Raw genomic sequence first — 17,024 nt, 5'->3', positions numbered from 1 at the left:
GCCCGAGGACACCCCGACAGTCACGTACGACTGTTCTCCCCGGATCCGACGGACGCGGCGGTGTCCTGGGCGTGCTCGGCCGGCACGCAGACCCCGGTCGGCTCGTCCCGTCCGCGCAGCGTCACCGACTCCCCGGCCCGCCACCGCGCGGCCTCCGCACCGGCGGCGTCGACGGCCCGCGCGGACGCGACGACCATCCCCGGCACGGACTTCGCCAGCTCGGTGAGCCGGGCGGCCTCGTTCACCGGGTCGCCGATCACGGTGTACTCGTAGCGGCGCGGGTCCCCGATGTTGCCGGCCACGGCGTCGCCCGCGGACACGCCGATCCCGGCCTCGACCTCGGGCATCTCCTCGGCCAGGCGGGCGCCCAGGCAGCGGGCGGCGCTCAGCGCGGCGCCGGGGGCGTCGTCGAGGTCGAGCGGGGCACCGAAGACCGCGAGCGCGGCGTCGCCCTCGAACTTGTTGATCCACCCGCCGGCCTGCTCGACGCACTCGACGACCACCCCGAAGAAGCGGTTCAGCACCGCCACGACCTCCTCGGGCGGGCGGCGGGCGGCCATCGTCGTCGAGCCGACGAGGTCGACGAACAGCACGGCGACCGGGCGCACCTCGCCGCCGAGCCGGATGCCGTCGCCGCGCGCCGAGGCGGCCTCGGCGACGTCGCGACCGACGTGGCGGCCGAACAGGTCGCGGATCCGCTCCCGCTCGCGCAGGCCCTCGACCATGCTGTTCGTCCCGGCCTGGAGCTGGCCGAGCTCGGTGTTGTCGTAGACGGGCAGGCTCACGTCGAGATCGCCGTCCTGCACCCGGGCCAGCGCGCGGCGCACGGCCAGCACGGGGTCGGCGATGGCGCGGGCGGCCCCGAGCGTCGTGATCAGCCCGACCCCGATCGCGGTGCCGCCCAGCGCGAGCATGGTGACCGCGAGCTGGGTGGGTGAGGAGTCGCCGAACACCAGCGCGACGAGCCCGGCCAGCATGATCCCGGAGATCGGGACCGCGGTGCCGAGCGCCCAGAACCCGACCGAGCGCAGCATGACCCCGGTGACCAGGCGACGCCGCTTCGGCGGCCGTCCGGACAGCACCCGGGCCGCGGCACGGCGCAGCATCCGCTCGACCAGCAGGTAGGACAGCGACGACGTGGTCACGCCGCCGATCAGCACGGTGGCGGTGACCGAGAAGCCCAGCCGGCCGGAGTAGCGCAGGTTCAGGAAGCAGAACAGGACCGCGGCCACCATCCACAGCAGCGCGACCATCGACGAGATACGGGCGGGCGCCCGCAGGACCAGCGCTCGCTCGTCGGCCTGCGGGTCGCGTGAGGAGCGGCGCAGGGTCAGCTTCCGGCGGCCGAACCAGATCCCGACCGGAACCGCGACGAGCAGGTAGATCCCGAACACGACGAGGTTGACCAGCCGGATCTCGACGGCGTCGAGCAGCTGCTCGCGGGGCAGGACGAAGGCCGCGATGACCAGCACCACGCCGCCGCCGATGACGTTCGCCGACGCCACGACGAGGGCGAGCAGGGCCCGTACCGACAGCCCGACGACCTGGCGGCCCGGCCGCGTCGCGGGTCGCTGCGCATCCATGGGCCGGAGTCTAGGCCGATCGAGTGAGCTGGGCCGCCGGAGATCGGGACCGGGTGCCGGCCCCGTCCCGCGCTCCGGCCCGCCGGGTCGGGGAACCGACGCCACCACCGTGCTGCGCAGGGGGATGGCCGCCCACCCTGCGCGCTCGGCCGCCTGGGCCGAACACGCGACGGCGGCTCCCCGTTCGCGTGTTCCCGTCGCCGCGACGTTGTGAGACCCAGCTCACGGGTACTGGGCCCGGGTAGGTCACACATCGGGACGGGCCGGCTCCGGCGGGGCCCGTCACACAGAGGGGACGACCAGATGACCAGCACGTACGGCACTACCGGGCGCGGCGCCGTCGCAGGCGGACCGGCGGAGCACGTGGGCGCGGTGGCGCCCGGGCGCGCCGATCCCGTGCACGCCGACCACCGGCACGCCGAGCACGCCGTCACCGACCGCAGCACGGTGGACCACCGGTCGGGCACCGCGCACCACCCGGGCGGGGTACCGGTCGCGGGCGGCCCGCGGCTGGACCGCATCCGCTGGGGCGCGGTGTGGATCGGCGCACTGACCACGTTCGCGACCAACATCGTGCTGCAGCTGCTGTTCTTCGCCTTCGGCTGGCTGGCCCTCGGCGGTCCCGGCACGACGACGGCGGCCGTGGTGTCGGTGGTCATCGGCCTGCTGGCGTTCTTCCTCGGTGGCATGGCGACCGGGTCGTCGACGCTGTGGGACAGCCCCGGCGACGGCGTGGTCAACGCACTGGCGATGTGGGTCCTGACCACGATGCTGCTGGTCGCGCTCGCCCTCGCGGGTGGCGGCGCGCTCGCCGGCTACGCGGGCTCGGCGTTCGCCGGCGTGAACGGCGCGGGCGTCGTCGGTCTCGCGCGCGAGGCCGCGGGCTGGTCGGTCCTCGGAATGGGTGTCACCGCCGCGGCCGCGGCGATCGGTGGTGCCGTCGGTGCCCGCCTGTGGCCGGGTGCCGCGCAGCGGACCGCCCGGATCTGACCGCGCCCGGCGCCGTCCGGGCGCCGCGACGGCACACGACCGCCCCCGCCACCGTCGCCACAGCGACGGGACGGGGGCGTCGCCGTGTCCGGGCCGGTGGGTGGAGAGCCGATCTCCACCCGGGGTCGGTCCCCGGGTGGATCCGGGAGGGGGTCCGCGCGCGGGACCGTCGTCGGGTCCGATCCGCCGTACTCCGGAGGCACCGATGACCCCGACCACCACACCGACGGCCACCCCGGCGGCCACCGCCCCCGCGGGCCGCGGCGCCGTGCTGCGGCAGACCGTGGGCTCGCTGCTGGTGGACGCGGCGCTGCCCTACCTCGTCTACGTCGTGCTGACCGGGCAGGGCATGTCCGACGTCGCGGCGCTGGCCTGGTCCGCGCTGCCGCCCGCGCTGAACGTGCTGGTGCAGGCGGTGCGGCACCGCAGGCTCAACCCGGTCGGGATGATCGTGCTGGTCACCATCGCCGCCGGGCTGGCGACCTCGCTGCTCAGCGGCGACGCCCGCTTCGCCGTGGCCCGCGACGCGATCCAGAGCGTCGCGTTCGGGCTGCTGCTCGCCGGGTCGCTGGTGGTCGGGCGCCGGCCGCTGGTGTTCCACGTGTGCCGGTTCTTCGGCAGTGCCCAGCGCCCCGACCTGCCGGAGCTGATGGAGCGCCAGTGGGCGGCCAACCCGGTGTTCCGGCGGACGCTGCGCCGCGCGACGGGCGTCGCGGCGCTGGTGATGGCGCTGGAGGCGGCGCTGCGGATCACCCTGGCCTACACGCTGGCCCCGGTGGTGGCGCTGCCGATCCTGTCGGTGCAGTCGATCGTGGTGTGGGGGGCGATGTCGGCGCTGCTGGTCGTCAGTGTCAAGCGGGCGGCGCGGGCGGGTCACTGACCAGCAGGGCACGCAGCCGCTCCAGGTCCGCGAGGACGGCGGCGACGTCCGCGGCGTGGTCGGCGTCCGGTGTCCCGGGGGTGCGCCGGACGCCGAACACCACCTCGGCGCCGTCCGGGTGTTCGACGACCCGCACCGGATTGTGGAAACGCCGCCCGTCGGCGGTCAGCACCTCGTGGTCCAGGACGCCCCACGGGTTGTCCGCGGCGAACCGGATCTCGATCTCACCGAGCGGGCCGCCGGGCACGACCCAGCGGCCGCCGCGCTCCTCGACCCGGTCCCCGACGCCGGCCGCCCACCGGGGGAGGTTGCGCGGGTCGCGGGCGAACACGTGGACCCGCTCCGGGTCGGCGCCGACGACGACCGACACCCAGCTCGCGCCCGGGCCCGGCACCGCGGTCACGCCCGCAGTCCCGCGAGCCGCCCGGCCGCCTTCTCCAGCACGTCGTCACGCTTGCAGAACGCGAACCGCACGAACGGCCGGTACGCCCGCGCCGCCTCGGGCGACGGGCAGAACACCGACACCGGGACGGCGGCGACCCCGCACAGCCCGGGCAGCTTCCAGGCCAGGTCGACGCCGTCGTCGAACCCGAGGGGGCGCGGGTCGGCGACCACGAAGTACGTCCCGCGCGGGGTGAGCACGTCGAACCCGGCCGCCCGCAGCCCGGCGGACAGCAGGTCCCGCTTGCGGGCCAGGTCCGCGGTGAGGCCGGTGTAGAAGTCGTCGCCCAGGGCCAGCGCGTGCGCGACGGCGGGCTGCAGCGGGGCGCCGCCGTGGAAGGTGAGGAACTGCTTGACCGCCCGCGGCGCGGCGACGAGCTCCGGCGGGCCGTGCACCCAGCCGACCTTCCAGCCGGTCACCGAGAACGTCTTGCCCGCCGAGGAGATCGTGAGGGTGCGGTCGGCGAGTCCGGGCAGCGACGCCATCGGCACGTGCCGGGCGTCGTCGAAGACCATGTGCTCGTACACCTCGTCGGTGACGACGACGGCGTCGTGCGCGACGGCGAGCTCGCCGACCCGGGTCAGCTGGTCGCGGGTGAGCACGGCGCCGGTCGGGTTGTGCGGGGTGTTGACCAGCACCACCCGGGTGCGGTCGGAGAACGCGCCGGCCAGCGCGTCGTCGTCGAAGCCGAAGTCGGGCGGGAGCAGCGGCACGGTCCGCAGCGTGGCGCCGGCCAGCGCGACGGCGGCGGCGTAGGAGTCGTAGGCGGGCTCGAAGGCGACGACCTCGTCGCCGGGGCCGCAGAGGCCGAGCAGGGTCGCGGCGATCGCCTCGGTCGCCCCCGTGGTGACGACGACGTCGGCCGGGTCGACGTCGAGGCCGTACCAGCGCTGCTGGTGCGCGGCGACGGCCTCGCGCAGCGCGGGTACACCCGGGCCGGGCGGGTACTGGTTCAGGCCGCGCTCGGTGATGTTGGCGGCGGCGTCAGCGAGCAGGGAGGCCGGACCGTCGGTGTCCGGGAAGCCCTGGCCGAGGTTGATCGCACCGGTCTCGACCGCGAGGCGGGAGATCTCGGTGAAGATCGTCGAGGTGAACGGGCGCATGCGCTCGACCAGCATGGGCCCGACACTATCCGGGTGGGCGGGTGGCGCAGCTCCTGATCGAGGGTCTGCGCGAACCCGTGCCGGTCCGCGGACGCCGGTGGGTTCCACCGCGCCGGGACGAGCTCCTCCGCCCGACCTAGTCGAGTCCGCGGACGATGTGGGACTCGTCGTCGTGCTGCTCGTCGGTCTCGATCGAGATGTCCTCGTTCATCGCATGGCCTCCTCACGGATGTCGGATGACGAATGATGGACACAGAGGAAGACGTCCGTCATCGGGAAAACGTTGCTGTACCGGCCTGTGGACCGATCCAGAATCACCCGACCGGGTGAGCAGACCTGCCCACCCGGTCGGGGTCGTTCCTCGTCCATGCGCCTGGTCTACCCGCCGATGCGGCCGACCAGGTGGAGCTTTTGCGCGTCCTTGGCGCTGCGCAGGGCCAGTCCCCACGCCCCGCCTGCGGCCTGCTCGGTCACGAGCTCGACCTTCGCCGGGAGCAGCACCGGCTTGCGGAACACGACCTCGTAGGTGCAGGCGTCGGGGACCCGGCCCTCCAGCGCCGCGGCGGCGTGCGCCGCGGTCCACATGCCGTGCGCGATCGCCCGCGGGAAGCCCATCGCCTTCGCGGTGAGCGGATGCAGGTGGATCGGGTTCACGTCGCCGGAGACGGCCGCGTAGCGGCGCCCGATGTCGCCCGGGACCCGCCACAGCGCGTTCGCCGGACCGGTGGGCACCGGCGGCTCGGCGATGTCGGCCGTGCCGTCGCCGCCCACCGGGCCGTCCGGGGCCGTCGCCCCGCGGGCCAGGTAGGTGCTGCGACCCTCCCAGACGGTCTCCCCGCCCGCGGAGACCTCGCCGATCAGATCCACCTGCGCGCCCTTGGGGTGGCGGGTGAACCGCTCGGCCCACACCCGGACATCGAGCGTCTCGGTCGGGGCGATCGCCCGGTGCACGGTGATCCGGTTGGCGATGTGCACCAGTCCGGGCAGCGGCAGCGGGAACGACCGGCCGGCCATCAGCACGACCTGCAGCCCGAAGGTGAGCATGTGCGGGTAGGTCACCGGCAGGGCGTTGCCGACCCGGAACCCGCAGACCCGGGCGTAGTCGGCGAGGTGCCCCTGCTCGACGGTGACGCCGCGGCGGACCAGCTCGGTCGCGGGGAGCGACCGGCCGGAGCCGCCGGGCAGCGCCGCCCGGGCGGCCGCGGAGGCGTAGTACTGCCCCAGCGACGGCGGGCCGGGCAGCTCGGTGACCTTCCGGTCCTCGGCCACGGTCATCAGGCCCCCAGCATCGACTGGCCGCAGACCCGCACGACCTGCCCGTTGAGCCCGCCGGACTCGGCACGGCCGAACCAGCCGATGGCCTCGGCGACGTCGACCGGCAGCCCGCCCTGCTTGAGCGAGTTGATCCGGCGGCCGCCCTCGCGGGTGGCGACGGGCATCGTCGCGGTCATGTCGGTCTCGATGAACCCGGGCGCGACGGCGTTGATCGTCGCGCCACGCTCGGCGAACCGCGGGGCGAGCGCGCGGACCATCCCGATCACACCGGCCTTCGAGGCGGCGTAGTTGGTCTGGCCGCGGTTGCCCGCGATGCCCGACTGCGACGACACGCAGACCACGCGGCCGGCCTCGTGCAGCGGGGAGCCCTTCGCCAGCAGCGCCTCGTTGATCGTCAGCTGGGCGCCCAGGTTGACCCCGAGCACCGAGTTCCACCGGTCCTCGGTCATGTTCGCGAGCAGCTTGTCGCGGGTGATGCCCGCGTTGTGCACCACGATGTCGACGCCGTCGTGCCGGTCGGCGAGGTGCGAGAGCAGCCGGTCCGCCGCGTCCGACGCGGTGATGTCCAGCTGCAGCGCGGTGCCGCCGGTGCGGTTCGCGGTGCGGGCCAGGCCCTCGCCGGCCGCCGGGATGTCGACGGCGACGATCGTCGCGCCGTCGCGGGCCAGGGTGTCGGCGATGGCCGCGCCGATACCCCGGGCCGCCCCGGTGACCACCGCGATGCGCCCGGCGAGCGGCTGCTCCTCGGCGCGCGGGTCGTCGACCTCGGCCGGCTCCCGCGGGGTCCCGACCGGGGCGGCGACGTGCGCGACCTGGCCGTCGACGTAGGCGGAGCGGGCCGACAGGAAGAACCGGACCGACGAGTCGATCGCCGCGGGGGTCACGTCGGAGGTCACCACGAGCAGGTTCGCCGTCGCGCCGAACCGCAGCTCCTTGCCGATCGAGCGGACCAGGCCGTCGAGCGACTGGGCGACGGCGGCCGCCTCGGCCCCGGACGCCTCGGCGGGCTCGGCGCCGATCAGCAGCACCCGGCCCGAGGGCCCGAGCCGCTTCACCGCGGGGGTGAGGATCTGCTGGGCGGCGGCGAGGTCGGCCAGCGTCCGCGCTCCCGACAGATCGACGACGACGCCGTGCAGCCGGTCCTCACCGACCGCCGTGAGCGCGGGGACACCCTGCTCCTCGACGAACGCGGTGACGGCCTCGGCGAAGCGCGACTCGCCGACCGACGCCACGAGCACCGGGCCGGCCAGCAGCGGGTCCCCGGGGCGGTGCCGGCGCAGCGTCGGCACCGTGGGCAGCCCCAGCTGCTTGGCGATGCCGGTGTTGGACAGGGTCGCGAGCAGGTCGCTCATGCCTTCTTCGCCTCCAGGATCGCGACGACGCCCTGGCCGCCCGCGGCGCAGATCGAGATCAGGCCGCGCTGGTCCTTCTTCTCCGTGTCGGCCTTCTCCCGCAGGAGCTTGGCCAGGGTGGCGACGATCCGCCCGCCGGTCGCGGCGAACGGGTGCCCCGCGGCGAGCGAGGAGCCCGCGACGTTGAGCTTCGCGTCGTCGACGGCGCCCAGCGGCGCGTCGAGGCCCAGGCGCTCCTTGCAGAAGCGCGGGTCCTCCCAGGCCTTGCGCTGCACGAGCACGACCGAGGCGAACGCCTCGTGGATCTCGTACAGGTCGAAGTCCTGCAGGGACAGGCCGTTGCGCTCGAGCATCCGCGGGACGGCGAACACCGGCGCGGTGAGCAGCCCGTCCGGGCCGTGCACGTAGTCCACGGCCGAGGTCTCGGCGTCGACGACGTGGGCCAGCACCGGCAGCTTGTGCTCGGCGGCCCACTCGTCGGAACCGAGCAGGACGAGCGCGGCGCCGTCGGTCAGCGGGGTCGAGTTGCCCGCCGTCATCGTGGCGTCCGGGCCCTTCCCGAAGACCGGCTTGAGCTTCGCGAGCTTCTCCACCGAGGAGTCCGCGCGCAGGTTGTTGTCGCGCGTCAGCTTCAGGTAGGGCGTGACGAGGTCGTCGAAGAAGCCGCGGTCGTAGGCGGCCGCCAGGTTGTGGTGGCTGCGCGCGGTCAGCTCGTCCTGCTCGGTGCGGCCGATGCCCCACTCCAGCGCGGTGCGCGCCGCGTGCTCGCCCATCGACAGGCCGGTGCGCGGCTCGGAGTTCTCCGGGATGTCCGGGACGATCTGGCCCGGCCGCAGCTGCCCGACCAGCTTGAGCCGGTCCACCGCCGTCTTCGCGGCGTTGAGCCTGACCAGCACGCGACGCAGGTCGTCATTCAGCGCGATCGGGGCGTCGGACGCGGTGTCCACACCGCCGGCGACGCCGGACTCGATCTGGCCGAGCGCGATCTTGTTGGCGACGGCGATCGTCGCCTCCAGACCGGTGCCGCAGGCCTGCTGCACGTCGTAGGCCGCGGTGGCGGGGTTCAGCCGGGAGCCGAGGACCGCCTCGCGGGTCAGGTTGAAGTCGCGGGAGTGCTTGAGCACGGCGCCGGCGACGACCTCACCCAGGCGCTCGCCGGCCAGCCCGAAGCGGGCCACCAGACCGTCGAGCGTCGTGGTGAGCATGTCGAGGTTCGAGGCGGAGGCGTAGGCACCGTTGGCCCGCGCGAACGGGATGCGGTTGCCGCCGATGACGGCGGCGCGCCGGGTGCTGGCTGGCATGGGGGTCGTCCCTCCTGGATCGGGTCCCGCCCCACCCGATCGGGTCGCCGCGCTGCACGCGGCTCCGGGCGGGCGGAGCATCAGCTCGTGGTTCGTCGTTACCACGGGGTAGCCGGTACTCAAGGTACACGGTACTATGGGTTTCGTGAAGGCCGGACGGGACAGACGCGACAGCCGATGGGACGCCCACCGCGAGCAGCGGCGGGTGGCACTCGTCGGGTCCGCGATCGGGGCCATCCGCCGGCACGGCGCCGGCATCGGGATGGACGAGATCGCCGCGTCCGCCGAGACCAGCAAGACCGTGATCTACCGGCACTTCGGCGACCGGGCCGGCCTCTACACCGCGATCTGCGAGTCGGTGGCCGGCGTCCTGCTGGCCGAGGTCCGGCGGGCCACCGCCGAGGCCCTGTCCGACGCGGGCCGCGGGCCGCGGGCGGCCGTCGCGGCCGGCATCGACGCCTACCTCAGGCTGATCGAGATCGACCCGGAGCTGTACCGGTTCGTGGTACAGCGACCGCTGCTCACCCAGGGCACCACCCGGCGCGCCCCCACCGCCGACACCGGCCGTACCGAGACGAGCGACCCGGTCAACGACCTCGTGACCGTGATCGGCGACGAGGTGGCCGTGGTCATCGCCGGCAACCTCGGCACCGCGGCGGGGACCGGCACCGACCCGCGGGCCGCCGCCCGCATCTGGGGCCACGCGATCGTCGGCCTCGTCCGGGGGGCGGCCGACGACTGGCTCGCCCGCCCCGACGGCACCCCCCGCGAGCGGATCGCCGCCCATCTCACCGACCTGGCCTGGTCCGGACTGTCCGGCCTGGCATCGCACGTGCAGCAGGAGGTTCAGTCATGACCCGCAGCACCCTTCCGAGCCCCGACGCCGTCCCCGCCGAGGCGCTCCGCACCGTCGTCGACGGGCGCTGGGCCCGGGCCCGGCAGGAGACCCGCGAACAGCTGGCGGCCAACGCCGAGATGCGCGCGGACCCCGACCTGAGCTCGGCGCAGTACCGCGAGTGGATCACCGACTCGCTGAAGTTCCTGACCTCCTCGGGCCGCCCGCACACCGGGTTCGACCCGTCGGTCGGCGGCCAGGGCGACGTCGGCGGGGTCGTCGCCGCGTTCGCGATGCTGGCCTACGGAGACCTGTCGCTGCTGGTCAAGGCCGGCGTGCAGTGGGGCCTGTTCGGCGGCGCGGTCCAGGTACTCGGCACCGAGCGGCACCACGAGCAGTACCTCCGCAAGATCATCGACGGCGAGCTGCTCGGCTGCTTCGCGATGACCGAGACCGGGCACGGCTCCGACGTGCAGCACCTGCACACCACCGCGACCTACGACCGGGAGGCGGGCGAGTTCGTCGTCCACACCCCGTACCCGCAGGCCCGCAAGGAGTACATCGGCAACGCCGCGCGGGACGGCCGGATGGCGGTCGTGTTCGCCCAGCTGATCACCGGCGACGAGAAGCCCGGCGTGCACGCCTTCCTCGTGCCGCTGCGTGACAGCGACGGCAAGGCCCTGCCCGGCGTGCAGATCGGCGACGACGGCCGCAAGGCCGGCCTCAACGGCGTCGACAACGGACGGCTGGCCTTCGACCACGTCCGCATCCCGCGCGAGAACCTCCTCAACCGCTTCGCCGACGTCGCCCCGGACGGGACGTACTCGTCGTCGATCGAGAACGAGACGGCGCGGTTCTTCTCCATGCTCGGCACGCTGGTCCGCGGCCGCATCTCGGTGGCGGGCGGTGCCGGCGCGGCGACCGAGAAGGCGCTCACCCTGGCCGTGCGCTTCGGCGAGCGCCGTCGCCAGTTCGCCAACCCGGCGACCGGCGAGGAGATCGCCGTCCTCGACTACCTCGCCCACCAGCAGAAGCTGCTGCCCGCGCTGGCGACGACGTTCGCCCTGCACTTCACCCAGGACGACCTGGTCCAGCGGATGCACGACATCCAGGCCCCGGGCGCCGGACCGGTCGGCGCACGCGAGCAGCGCACGCTGGAGCAGTCCGCCGCCGGGATCAAGGCGATCGCGACCTGGCACGCCACGCACACCATCCAGACCTGCCGGGAGGCCTGCGGCGGCGCGGGCTACCTGGAGGAGAACCTGCTGCCCGCCCTCAAGGCGGACACCGACGTGTTCACCACGTTCGAGGGCGACAACACGGTCCTGCTCCAGCTGCTGGCCAAGGAGCTGCTGTCGGACTACGGCCGCACGATCAAGAAGGGCAACCCGCTCGAGATCGCGCCGCTGCTCGGCCGTCAGCTCGCCGGGGTACTGGCCGAGCGGACCGGGGCCGCGTCGCTGACCCGGCGGCTCCCGTTCCGCGGGATCGACCTGACCGACCGCACGCGCCGCCGGGAGCTGCTGGCCGTCCGTCGCGAGGACACCCTGGCCGCGGCGATCCGCAACCTGGCTCCGGCCATGCGCAAGGGCAACGACGAGTTCGCCGTCTTCAACTCCGCCCAGGACCTGCTGCTCACCGCGGCCCGCGCGCACGTGGACACGCTGGTGGAGGCGTCGTTCGCGGACAAGCTCGTGACCGTCGACGACCCGGCGGTGCGCGCGCTGCTGGAGCGGGTCTACGACCTGCACGTGCTCACCGTGATCGACCGCGAGCGGGCCTGGTACCTGGAGACCGGCCGGCTCACCGCGGCCGAGTCCCGCTCGATCCGGCCGCTGGTCAACGGGCTGTGCGCCGAGCTGCGTCCGCACGCCCGGACCCTGGTCGACGGCTTCGGCGTCCCGGACGAGTGGCTGGCCTGCCCGATGCTCGACGACGAGGCGTGGGCCCCGGCCCCCGGCCGTCCGGCCGAGCCGCTCACCGACCAGGTCGAGACCGGCTGAGCCGCGACCACCCCGCACGACCGACGGCCGGCCCCGGAGCTCCCGGGGCCGGCCGTCGATCGTCTGCCTCAGGGGCGGGTCAGGCCTCGAACCCCAGCGCGTCGACCACGGCGCCGATCGTCGACGAGAGGTCGGCGACGGTGTCGTCCACGTACTCGGCGATCGGCGTGATCTCCGCGGCGTTGGCGGTGCCGGTGGCACCCAGCATCACGAGCGGTGCGGCGACGGCGGCAGCGGCCAGACCGGCGATACGGCGCTTGTCCATGACGGTTCCTTCCTTCGGGGGAGCTTTCGTACGCCCCGAGAGTGGAAGACCGGAGCGTCCGATTTCCAGGTTCCGGCAGTACCTGTAACCGACCGCTTACATCGATGCGTTTGCCGTCATCTGTCGGACACATCGACGGAGACGGTGATCACCCGCAAAACCTGGACAACGGATATCCTGGATATGTAGTGTCCAGTTCATGCGGATGGGACAGGGCGTCGAGTGGGCGCTGCACTGCTGCCTGAACCTGGCCTGGGTCGGCGACGCCGTCCCCGGCGCCCGGCTCGCCGGGTTCTACGACCTCCCGCCCGCGTACCTCAACAAGCAGCTCCAGGCCCTGGTCCGGGCCGGGGTGTGCGAGTCCGTGCCCGGCCCACGGGGCGGGTTCCGGCTCGCCCGGCCCGCGGACGAGGTGTCCCTGCTCGACGTCGTCGTCGCGGTCGAGGGGCCGGAGGACGCGTTCCGCTGCACCTCGATCCTCGGTGCGGCGCCGGGCGGGGACCCGTCGCTCGACTACTCCGGCCACTGCGCGATCTCGCTGTCCATGCGCTCGGCCGAGCTCGCCTGGCGACGCGAGCTGGCCGGCCGCTCGCTCGCCGAGGTCGCCGAGGACGTCGTCCGCACCGCCCCGGACGCGCCGCAGCGCGTCCGGGCCGCACTCGCACCGTGATCACACCACCCACGACACCGTCCACGAACGCCACCGACCCGAAGGGCACCGTCATGGAACCGCGCATCACCCGGCCCTACCGCCACGTCCCGGACGGCTACCGCGCGCTGCTCGCGCTGGAGGCCTCCACCCGCGACGACGCCGTCCTCCCCCGCGCCGTGCAGGAGCTCGTACGACTGCGCGCCTCGCAGGTCAACGGCTGCGGGTTCTGCGTGGACATGCACTCCCACGACGCGCTGGAGGCCGGGGAGAGCATCGAGCGCCTGCTCGCCGTGTCCGCCTGGCGGGAGGCCCCGTGGTTCACCCGCTCCGAGCGCGCCGCGCTCGCGTTGACCGAGGAGCTCACCCGGCTCGCCGACCGGACCGACGCGGTGCCGGACCCGGTGTGGGACGAGGCCGCCGCCGTCTTCGACGAGAAGGCGCTGATGCAGCTCGTCCTCACCGTCGCGACCATCAACGCCTGGAACCGGGTCAGCGTCGCCACCCGGCAGGTCGCGGGGAGCCACCGGCGCGCCGCGGCCGCGGGACGTCCGTGACCTTCCCCGCGCATCCGCGGACCGGCTGGGCACGGCGTCCCACGCTGGGGCAACATCGTTTCCGTGCCCCGCCCGCGTGGGTAATCCGCCCCGTTCCGCCGTCGTCGTGTTCCAGATGAGGTGCCCGTGTCTCCCACCCCGGTCAACAGCGCCCCGATCCACCCCCCGGTCGACACCGAGGAGTCCGATCTGCGCGTCTCGGAGCGGAAGACCTCCGCCGCCGGGGCGAAGGCCGTTGCGATCTCCATGAAGCGCTCCCTCGCCGAACAGGGCGTGGTGAAGACCGCCAAGAACCTGCTCACGATGAACCAGGTCGACGGCTTCGACTGCATGAGCTGTGCCTGGCCGGACCCGGCCCCGGGCGAGCGGCACACCGCCGAGTTCTGCGAGAACGGCGCGAAGGCCGTGTCCTGGGAGGGCGACCGCCGCCGGGTCACCCCGGAGTTCTTCGCCGAGCACTCCATCGCCGACCTGCGGGACCGCAGCGCGCACTGGCTGGAGAGCCAGGGCAGGCTCACCCACCCGATGGTCCGCCGGGCCGGCGGCACGCACTACGAGCCCATCTCGTGGGACGACGCGTTCGACCTGGTCGGGACCCACCTGCGCGCCCTGTCGAGCCCGGACGAGGCGCTGTTCTACACCTCCGGCCGGGCGTCGAACGAGGCCGCGTTCGTCTACCAGCTGTTCGCCCGCGCCTACGGCACGAACAACCTGCCCGACTGCTCCAACATGTGCCACGAGTCGACCTCGGTCGGCCTGGCCGAGGCGATCGGCGTCGGCAAGGGCTCGGTCTCGCTGCAGGACCTGCACGACGCCGACCTGATCGTCATCTCCGGACAGAACCCGGGCACCAACCACCCGCGCATGCTGTCGGCGCTGGAGACGGCCAAGAAGAACGGCGCGCGGATCCTCGCGGTCAACCCGCTGCCCGAGGCCGGGCTGTTCAAGTTCGACAACCCGCAGACCCCGCGCGGCATGTCCGGCATCGGCACCCACCTGGCCGACGAGTTCCTGCAGATCCGCAGCAACGGCGACCTCGCGCTGTGGCAGGCGTTCGGGCACCTGCTGCTCGCCGCCGAGGACCGCAACCCGGGCAGCGTGCTGGACCGCGACTTCATCGAGCGGCACACGAACGGCTTCGAGGCCTACGCCGCGCACGTGAAGGACCTGGACCGCGACGCCGTCGTCGCCGCGACCGGGCTCACCTGGGGCGAGATCGAGAAGGCCGCGGAGATGCTCGCGACCTCGAAGCGGATCGTGAACTGCTGGGCGATGGGCATCACCCAGCACCGCAACGCCGTCGCCACCATCAAGGAGATGGTGAACGTCGCCCTGCTCCAGGGCATGATCGGCAAGCCGGGCGCGGGCCTGTGCCCGGTCCGGGGCCACTCGAACGTGCAGGGCGACCGCACGATGGGCATCTGGGAGCGGGTCGCGGACAGCTTCCTCGACGCGATCCGCGACGAGTTCGGCTTCGAGCCGCCCCGCGAGCACGGCCACGACTCGGTCGCGGCCGTGCAGGCGATGGCCGACGGGCGGGCGAGCGTGTTCGTCGGCCTGGGCGGCAACTTCTCCCAGGCGATGTCGGACACCGGCGTCACCGAGCCGGCGCTGGAGCGCTGCGCGCTGACCGTGCAGATCTCGACCAAGCTGAACCGGTCGCACGTCGTCGCCGGGACCGACGCGCTGATCCTGCCCGCGCTGGGCCGCACCGAGAAGGACCTGACCGGCGGCCGGGCGCAGCGGGTCACCGTCGAGGACTCGATGTCGGCGGTGCACGCCTCGCACGGCCGCTCCGAGCCGGCCGGTGAGCTGCTGCGTTCCGAGGTCGACATCCTGTGCGGGATCGCGCGGGCCACCCTCGGCGCGGACCACCTCGTCCCGTGGGCCGAGTTCGCGGCCGACTACGACCGCATCCGCGACCGGATCGGCCGGGTCGTCCCGGGCTGCGAGGCCTACACCGAGAAGGTCGCCCGCTCCGGCGGCTTCACCCTCGCCCACCCGCCGCGGGACAGCCGCACCTTCCCGACGGCGTCGGGCAAGGCGGAGTTCACCGTCAGCCCGCTGGAGGTGCTGACGCTCCCCGAGGGCCGGCTGGTCCTGCAGAGCCTGCGCAGCCACGACCAGTTCAACACCACGATCTACGGCCTGGACGACCGCTACCGCGGCATCCACTCCGGCCGCCGGGTCGTGTTCATCTCCGACGCCGACCTGCGCGAACTGGGCTTCGCCGACGGCGACCGGGTGAACCTGGTCAGCGAGTGGACCGACGGCAGCGAGCGGCGCGCGGACGACTTCCGGCTGGTGTCGTACTCGACGCCGAAGGGCTGCATCGCCGCGTACTACCCGGAGACGAACCCGCTGATCCCGCTCGAGTCGTACGCGGAGTCCTCGCGCTGCCCGACCTCGAAGTGGGTGCAGGTCCGGCTGGAGCCCGCCACCCGGTGATCGACGTGTGAGCGTGCTCACCCGTCCGGTGATGTCCGGGCGGAATCGGCGTCACCCCTCGTGAGGTTGCACCGTTCGGCCACACGAGGGGGGACGTCCGAGTGACCACCACTGCAGTCACCGCGCCGAGCCGGCTACGGATCGCGCTGATCCTGGGCGCGCTGATCGCGCTCGGTCCACTGACGATCGACACCTACCTGCCCGCGCTGCCGGACGTCGGGCGCGACCTCGTCGCGTCCGAGCCGGTCGTGCAGCTGACGCTGACCGGCACACTCGCCGGTCTCGCGCTCGGCCAGCTGGTGATCGGCCCGCTGTCCGACGCCTACGGCCGTCGCAGGCTCCTGCTCGCCGGGACCGCCGTGCACGTGCTGGCCTCCGCGCTGGTCGCGGTCGCCCCGAGCATCGAGGTGCTGGCGGTGCTGCGGGTGCTGCAGGGCGTCGGCGCCGCGGCGGGCGCGGTGATCGGCCTCGCCGTGGTCCGCGACCTGTTCACCGGCCGGGCCGCGGCGACCATGCTCTCGCGGCTGATCCTGGTGATGGGCGCCTTCCCGGTGCTCGCCCCGACCCTCGGCGCCGCCCTGCTCAACTGGGTCTCCTGGCGCGGGGTCTTCCTGTTCCTGGCCGGCTACGGCCTGGTCATGCTGGCCGTGGTCACCTCGGGGCTGCCCGAGACCCTCCCCGTCTCCCGACGCCGGTCGGCCCGGTTCGGCCCCACCCTGCGGACCTACGGCGGGCTGCTGCGCGACCGGACCTTCGTCGGCCTGGTGCTCGTCGCCGGGCTCGCGATGGGCGCGCTGTTCAGCTACGTCTCCGGCGCCGCGTACGTCTACCAGCAGCAGTTCGGGATGGACCAGCAGACGTTCGGCATCGCCTTCGGCGCCGGCGCGATCTGGCTGGTCGTCGGCACCCAGCTCAACCCGGTGGTGCTGCGCCGCTTCGAGCCCCGCCAGGTGATGTCGACCGCCGTCGCCGCCGGGGTGCTCGTCGGGCTCGTGCTGGCCGTGCTCACCGCGACCGGCACCGGCGGCCTGCCCGCCGTGCTCGCCGGGGTGTGGGCACTGCTGCTGGCCTGTGGCTTCGTCCTGCCGAACGCGCCCGCGCTGGCCCTGGCCCGGCACGGCGAGTCCGCCGGGACGGCGTCGGCGCTGCTGGGGTCGCTGCAGTTCGGGATCGGCGCCGCGACCTCGCCCGTGGTCGGGCTGCTCGGCAACGACGCGGCCGCGATGGGCACCGCCATGTTCGGCGCGATCGCGCTCGCCGGGATCGCGCTGGTCGCCGTCGCACGGCCGTGGACGCTGCCGGACCTGAACGACGAGCCCGAGCTCGCGGCCGCATGAGGAC

At 73.7% G+C, this 17,024-nt stretch carries 15 protein-coding genes; 8 read left to right on the top strand and 7 right to left on the bottom strand.

Annotation, left to right across the window (positions count from 1 at the left end):
- Positions 1-20 precede the first annotated feature (20 nt).
- A complete protein-coding gene (locus ND486_RS08460; protein ID WP_251783533.1) occupies positions 21-1,583 on the bottom strand; it encodes a mononucleotidyl cyclase in 1,563 nt (520 codons plus the stop codon).
- 303 nt (positions 1,584-1,886) lie between these two features.
- On the opposite strand from ND486_RS08460, the gene ND486_RS08455 reads away from it, so the two are divergent.
- Both ND486_RS08455 and ND486_RS08450 read left to right on the top strand, forming a co-directional pair.
- Entirely contained in the window at positions 1,887-2,573 is a 687-nt protein-coding gene (locus ND486_RS08455) for a hypothetical protein (RefSeq protein ID WP_251783531.1), read from the top strand.
- Between the two features lie 205 nt (positions 2,574-2,778).
- Complete coding sequence (locus tag ND486_RS08450; RefSeq protein WP_251783529.1) at positions 2,779-3,453, top strand: VC0807 family protein; 675 nt, start codon at positions 2,779-2,781, stop codon at positions 3,451-3,453.
- Here the strand turns inward: ND486_RS08450 and ND486_RS08445 are convergent.
- The 5 genes from ND486_RS08445 to ND486_RS08425 all read right to left on the bottom strand — a co-directional run bounded on the left by ND486_RS08445 (position 3,425) and on the right by ND486_RS08425 (position 8,926).
- Positions 3,425-3,856, bottom strand: a complete 432-nt coding sequence (locus tag ND486_RS08445) for an SRPBCC family protein (RefSeq protein WP_251783527.1) — start codon at positions 3,854-3,856, stop codon at positions 3,425-3,427. The genes ND486_RS08450 and ND486_RS08445 overlap by 29 nt on opposite strands.
- Positions 3,853-5,013 carry a pyridoxal phosphate-dependent aminotransferase gene (locus tag ND486_RS08440; RefSeq protein WP_251783525.1) on the bottom strand — a complete coding sequence of 387 codons (1,161 nt, stop codon included), beginning with the start codon at positions 5,011-5,013 and terminating at the stop codon, positions 3,853-3,855. Before ND486_RS08440 ends, ND486_RS08445 begins: the two co-directional genes overlap by 4 nt.
- A 363-nt stretch (positions 5,014-5,376) precedes the next feature.
- On the bottom strand, positions 5,377-6,273 hold the full coding sequence (locus ND486_RS08435; protein WP_251783523.1) for a MaoC family dehydratase: 897 nt from the start codon (positions 6,271-6,273) through the stop codon (positions 5,377-5,379).
- Positions 6,273-7,625 (bottom strand): 3-oxoacyl-ACP reductase, encoded by a 1,353-nt coding sequence (locus tag ND486_RS08430; protein ID WP_251783521.1) that lies wholly within the window; start codon positions 7,623-7,625, stop codon positions 6,273-6,275. The genes ND486_RS08435 and ND486_RS08430 overlap by 1 nt, the downstream gene beginning before the upstream one ends.
- Positions 7,622-8,926 carry an acetyl-CoA C-acetyltransferase gene (locus ND486_RS08425; protein WP_062398538.1) on the bottom strand — a complete coding sequence of 435 codons (1,305 nt, stop codon included), beginning with the start codon at positions 8,924-8,926 and terminating at the stop codon, positions 7,622-7,624. The genes ND486_RS08430 and ND486_RS08425 overlap by 4 nt, the downstream gene beginning before the upstream one ends.
- 136 nt (positions 8,927-9,062) lie before the next feature.
- On the opposite strand from ND486_RS08425, the gene ND486_RS08420 reads away from it, so the two are divergent.
- Complete coding sequence (locus tag ND486_RS08420; protein WP_251783519.1) at positions 9,063-9,782, top strand: TetR family transcriptional regulator; 720 nt, start codon at positions 9,063-9,065, stop codon at positions 9,780-9,782.
- Entirely contained in the window at positions 9,779-11,764 is a 1,986-nt protein-coding gene (locus ND486_RS08415) for an acyl-CoA dehydrogenase (protein ID WP_251783517.1), read from the top strand. The genes ND486_RS08420 and ND486_RS08415 overlap by 4 nt, the downstream gene beginning before the upstream one ends.
- A gap of 79 nt (positions 11,765-11,843) precedes the next feature.
- Here the strand turns inward: ND486_RS08415 and ND486_RS08410 are convergent, their stop codons facing one another.
- Positions 11,844-12,029, bottom strand: a complete 186-nt coding sequence (locus tag ND486_RS08410) for a hypothetical protein (protein ID WP_208821541.1) — start codon at positions 12,027-12,029, stop codon at positions 11,844-11,846.
- 199 nt (positions 12,030-12,228) lie between these two features.
- Here ND486_RS08410 and ND486_RS08405 point away from each other — a divergent pair, with 199 nt between their 5' ends.
- The 4 genes from ND486_RS08405 (at position 12,229) to ND486_RS08390 (ending at position 17,020) form a co-directional block, all read left to right on the top strand.
- Positions 12,229-12,699, top strand: a complete 471-nt coding sequence (locus ND486_RS08405; protein ID WP_251783515.1) for an Rrf2 family transcriptional regulator — start codon at positions 12,229-12,231, stop codon at positions 12,697-12,699.
- A gap of 53 nt (positions 12,700-12,752) precedes the next feature.
- On the top strand, positions 12,753-13,235 hold the full coding sequence (locus ND486_RS08400) for a carboxymuconolactone decarboxylase family protein (RefSeq protein ID WP_251783714.1): 483 nt from the start codon (positions 12,753-12,755) through the stop codon (positions 13,233-13,235).
- A 126-nt stretch (positions 13,236-13,361) separates the two neighbouring features.
- Positions 13,362-15,683 carry an FdhF/YdeP family oxidoreductase gene (locus ND486_RS08395; protein ID WP_251783513.1) on the top strand — a complete coding sequence of 774 codons (2,322 nt, stop codon included), beginning with the start codon at positions 13,362-13,364 and terminating at the stop codon, positions 15,681-15,683.
- A 101-nt stretch (positions 15,684-15,784) separates the two neighbouring features.
- Positions 15,785-17,020, top strand: coding sequence for a multidrug effflux MFS transporter (locus tag ND486_RS08390; RefSeq protein ID WP_251783511.1), 1,236 nt, complete (start codon positions 15,785-15,787; stop codon positions 17,018-17,020).
- Positions 17,021-17,024 lie beyond the last annotated feature (4 nt).

It is taken from the genome of Pseudonocardia sp. DR1-2 (genome assembly GCF_023717215.1).
GTDB classification, from domain to species: domain Bacteria; phylum Actinomycetota; class Actinomycetes; order Mycobacteriales; family Pseudonocardiaceae; genus Pseudonocardia; species Pseudonocardia alni.
This window is presented reverse-complemented; position numbering and strand designations above follow the sequence as displayed.

What these genes read in the sequence shown, in the direction of transcription:
- ND486_RS08420 (WP_251783519.1), top strand. Translation starts at nt 9,063, where the DNA reads ATGGGTTTCGTGAAGGCCGGACGGGACAGACGCGACAGCCGATGGGAC.
- ND486_RS08410 (WP_208821541.1), bottom strand. Translation starts at nt 12,029, where the DNA reads ATGGACAAGCGCCGTATCGCCGGTCTGGCCGCTGCCGCCGTCGCCGCA.
- ND486_RS08450 (WP_251783529.1), top strand. Translation starts at nt 2,779, where the DNA reads ATGACCCCGACCACCACACCGACGGCCACCCCGGCGGCCACCGCCCCC.
- ND486_RS08430 (WP_251783521.1), bottom strand. Translation starts at nt 7,625, where the DNA reads ATGAGCGACCTGCTCGCGACCCTGTCCAACACCGGCATCGCCAAGCAG.
- ND486_RS08415 (WP_251783517.1), top strand. Translation starts at nt 9,779, where the DNA reads ATGACCCGCAGCACCCTTCCGAGCCCCGACGCCGTCCCCGCCGAGGCG.
- ND486_RS08440 (WP_251783525.1), bottom strand. Translation starts at nt 5,013, where the DNA reads ATGCTGGTCGAGCGCATGCGCCCGTTCACCTCGACGATCTTCACCGAG.
- ND486_RS08405 (WP_251783515.1), top strand. Translation starts at nt 12,229, where the DNA reads ATGCGGATGGGACAGGGCGTCGAGTGGGCGCTGCACTGCTGCCTGAAC.
- ND486_RS08425 (WP_062398538.1), bottom strand. Translation starts at nt 8,926, where the DNA reads ATGCCAGCCAGCACCCGGCGCGCCGCCGTCATCGGCGGCAACCGCATC.
- ND486_RS08455 (WP_251783531.1), top strand. Translation starts at nt 1,887, where the DNA reads ATGACCAGCACGTACGGCACTACCGGGCGCGGCGCCGTCGCAGGCGGA.
- ND486_RS08400 (WP_251783714.1), top strand. Translation starts at nt 12,753, where the DNA reads ATGGAACCGCGCATCACCCGGCCCTACCGCCACGTCCCGGACGGCTAC.
- ND486_RS08460 (WP_251783533.1), bottom strand. Translation starts at nt 1,583, where the DNA reads ATGGATGCGCAGCGACCCGCGACGCGGCCGGGCCGCCAGGTCGTCGGG.
- ND486_RS08435 (WP_251783523.1), bottom strand. Translation starts at nt 6,273, where the DNA reads ATGACCGTGGCCGAGGACCGGAAGGTCACCGAGCTGCCCGGCCCGCCG.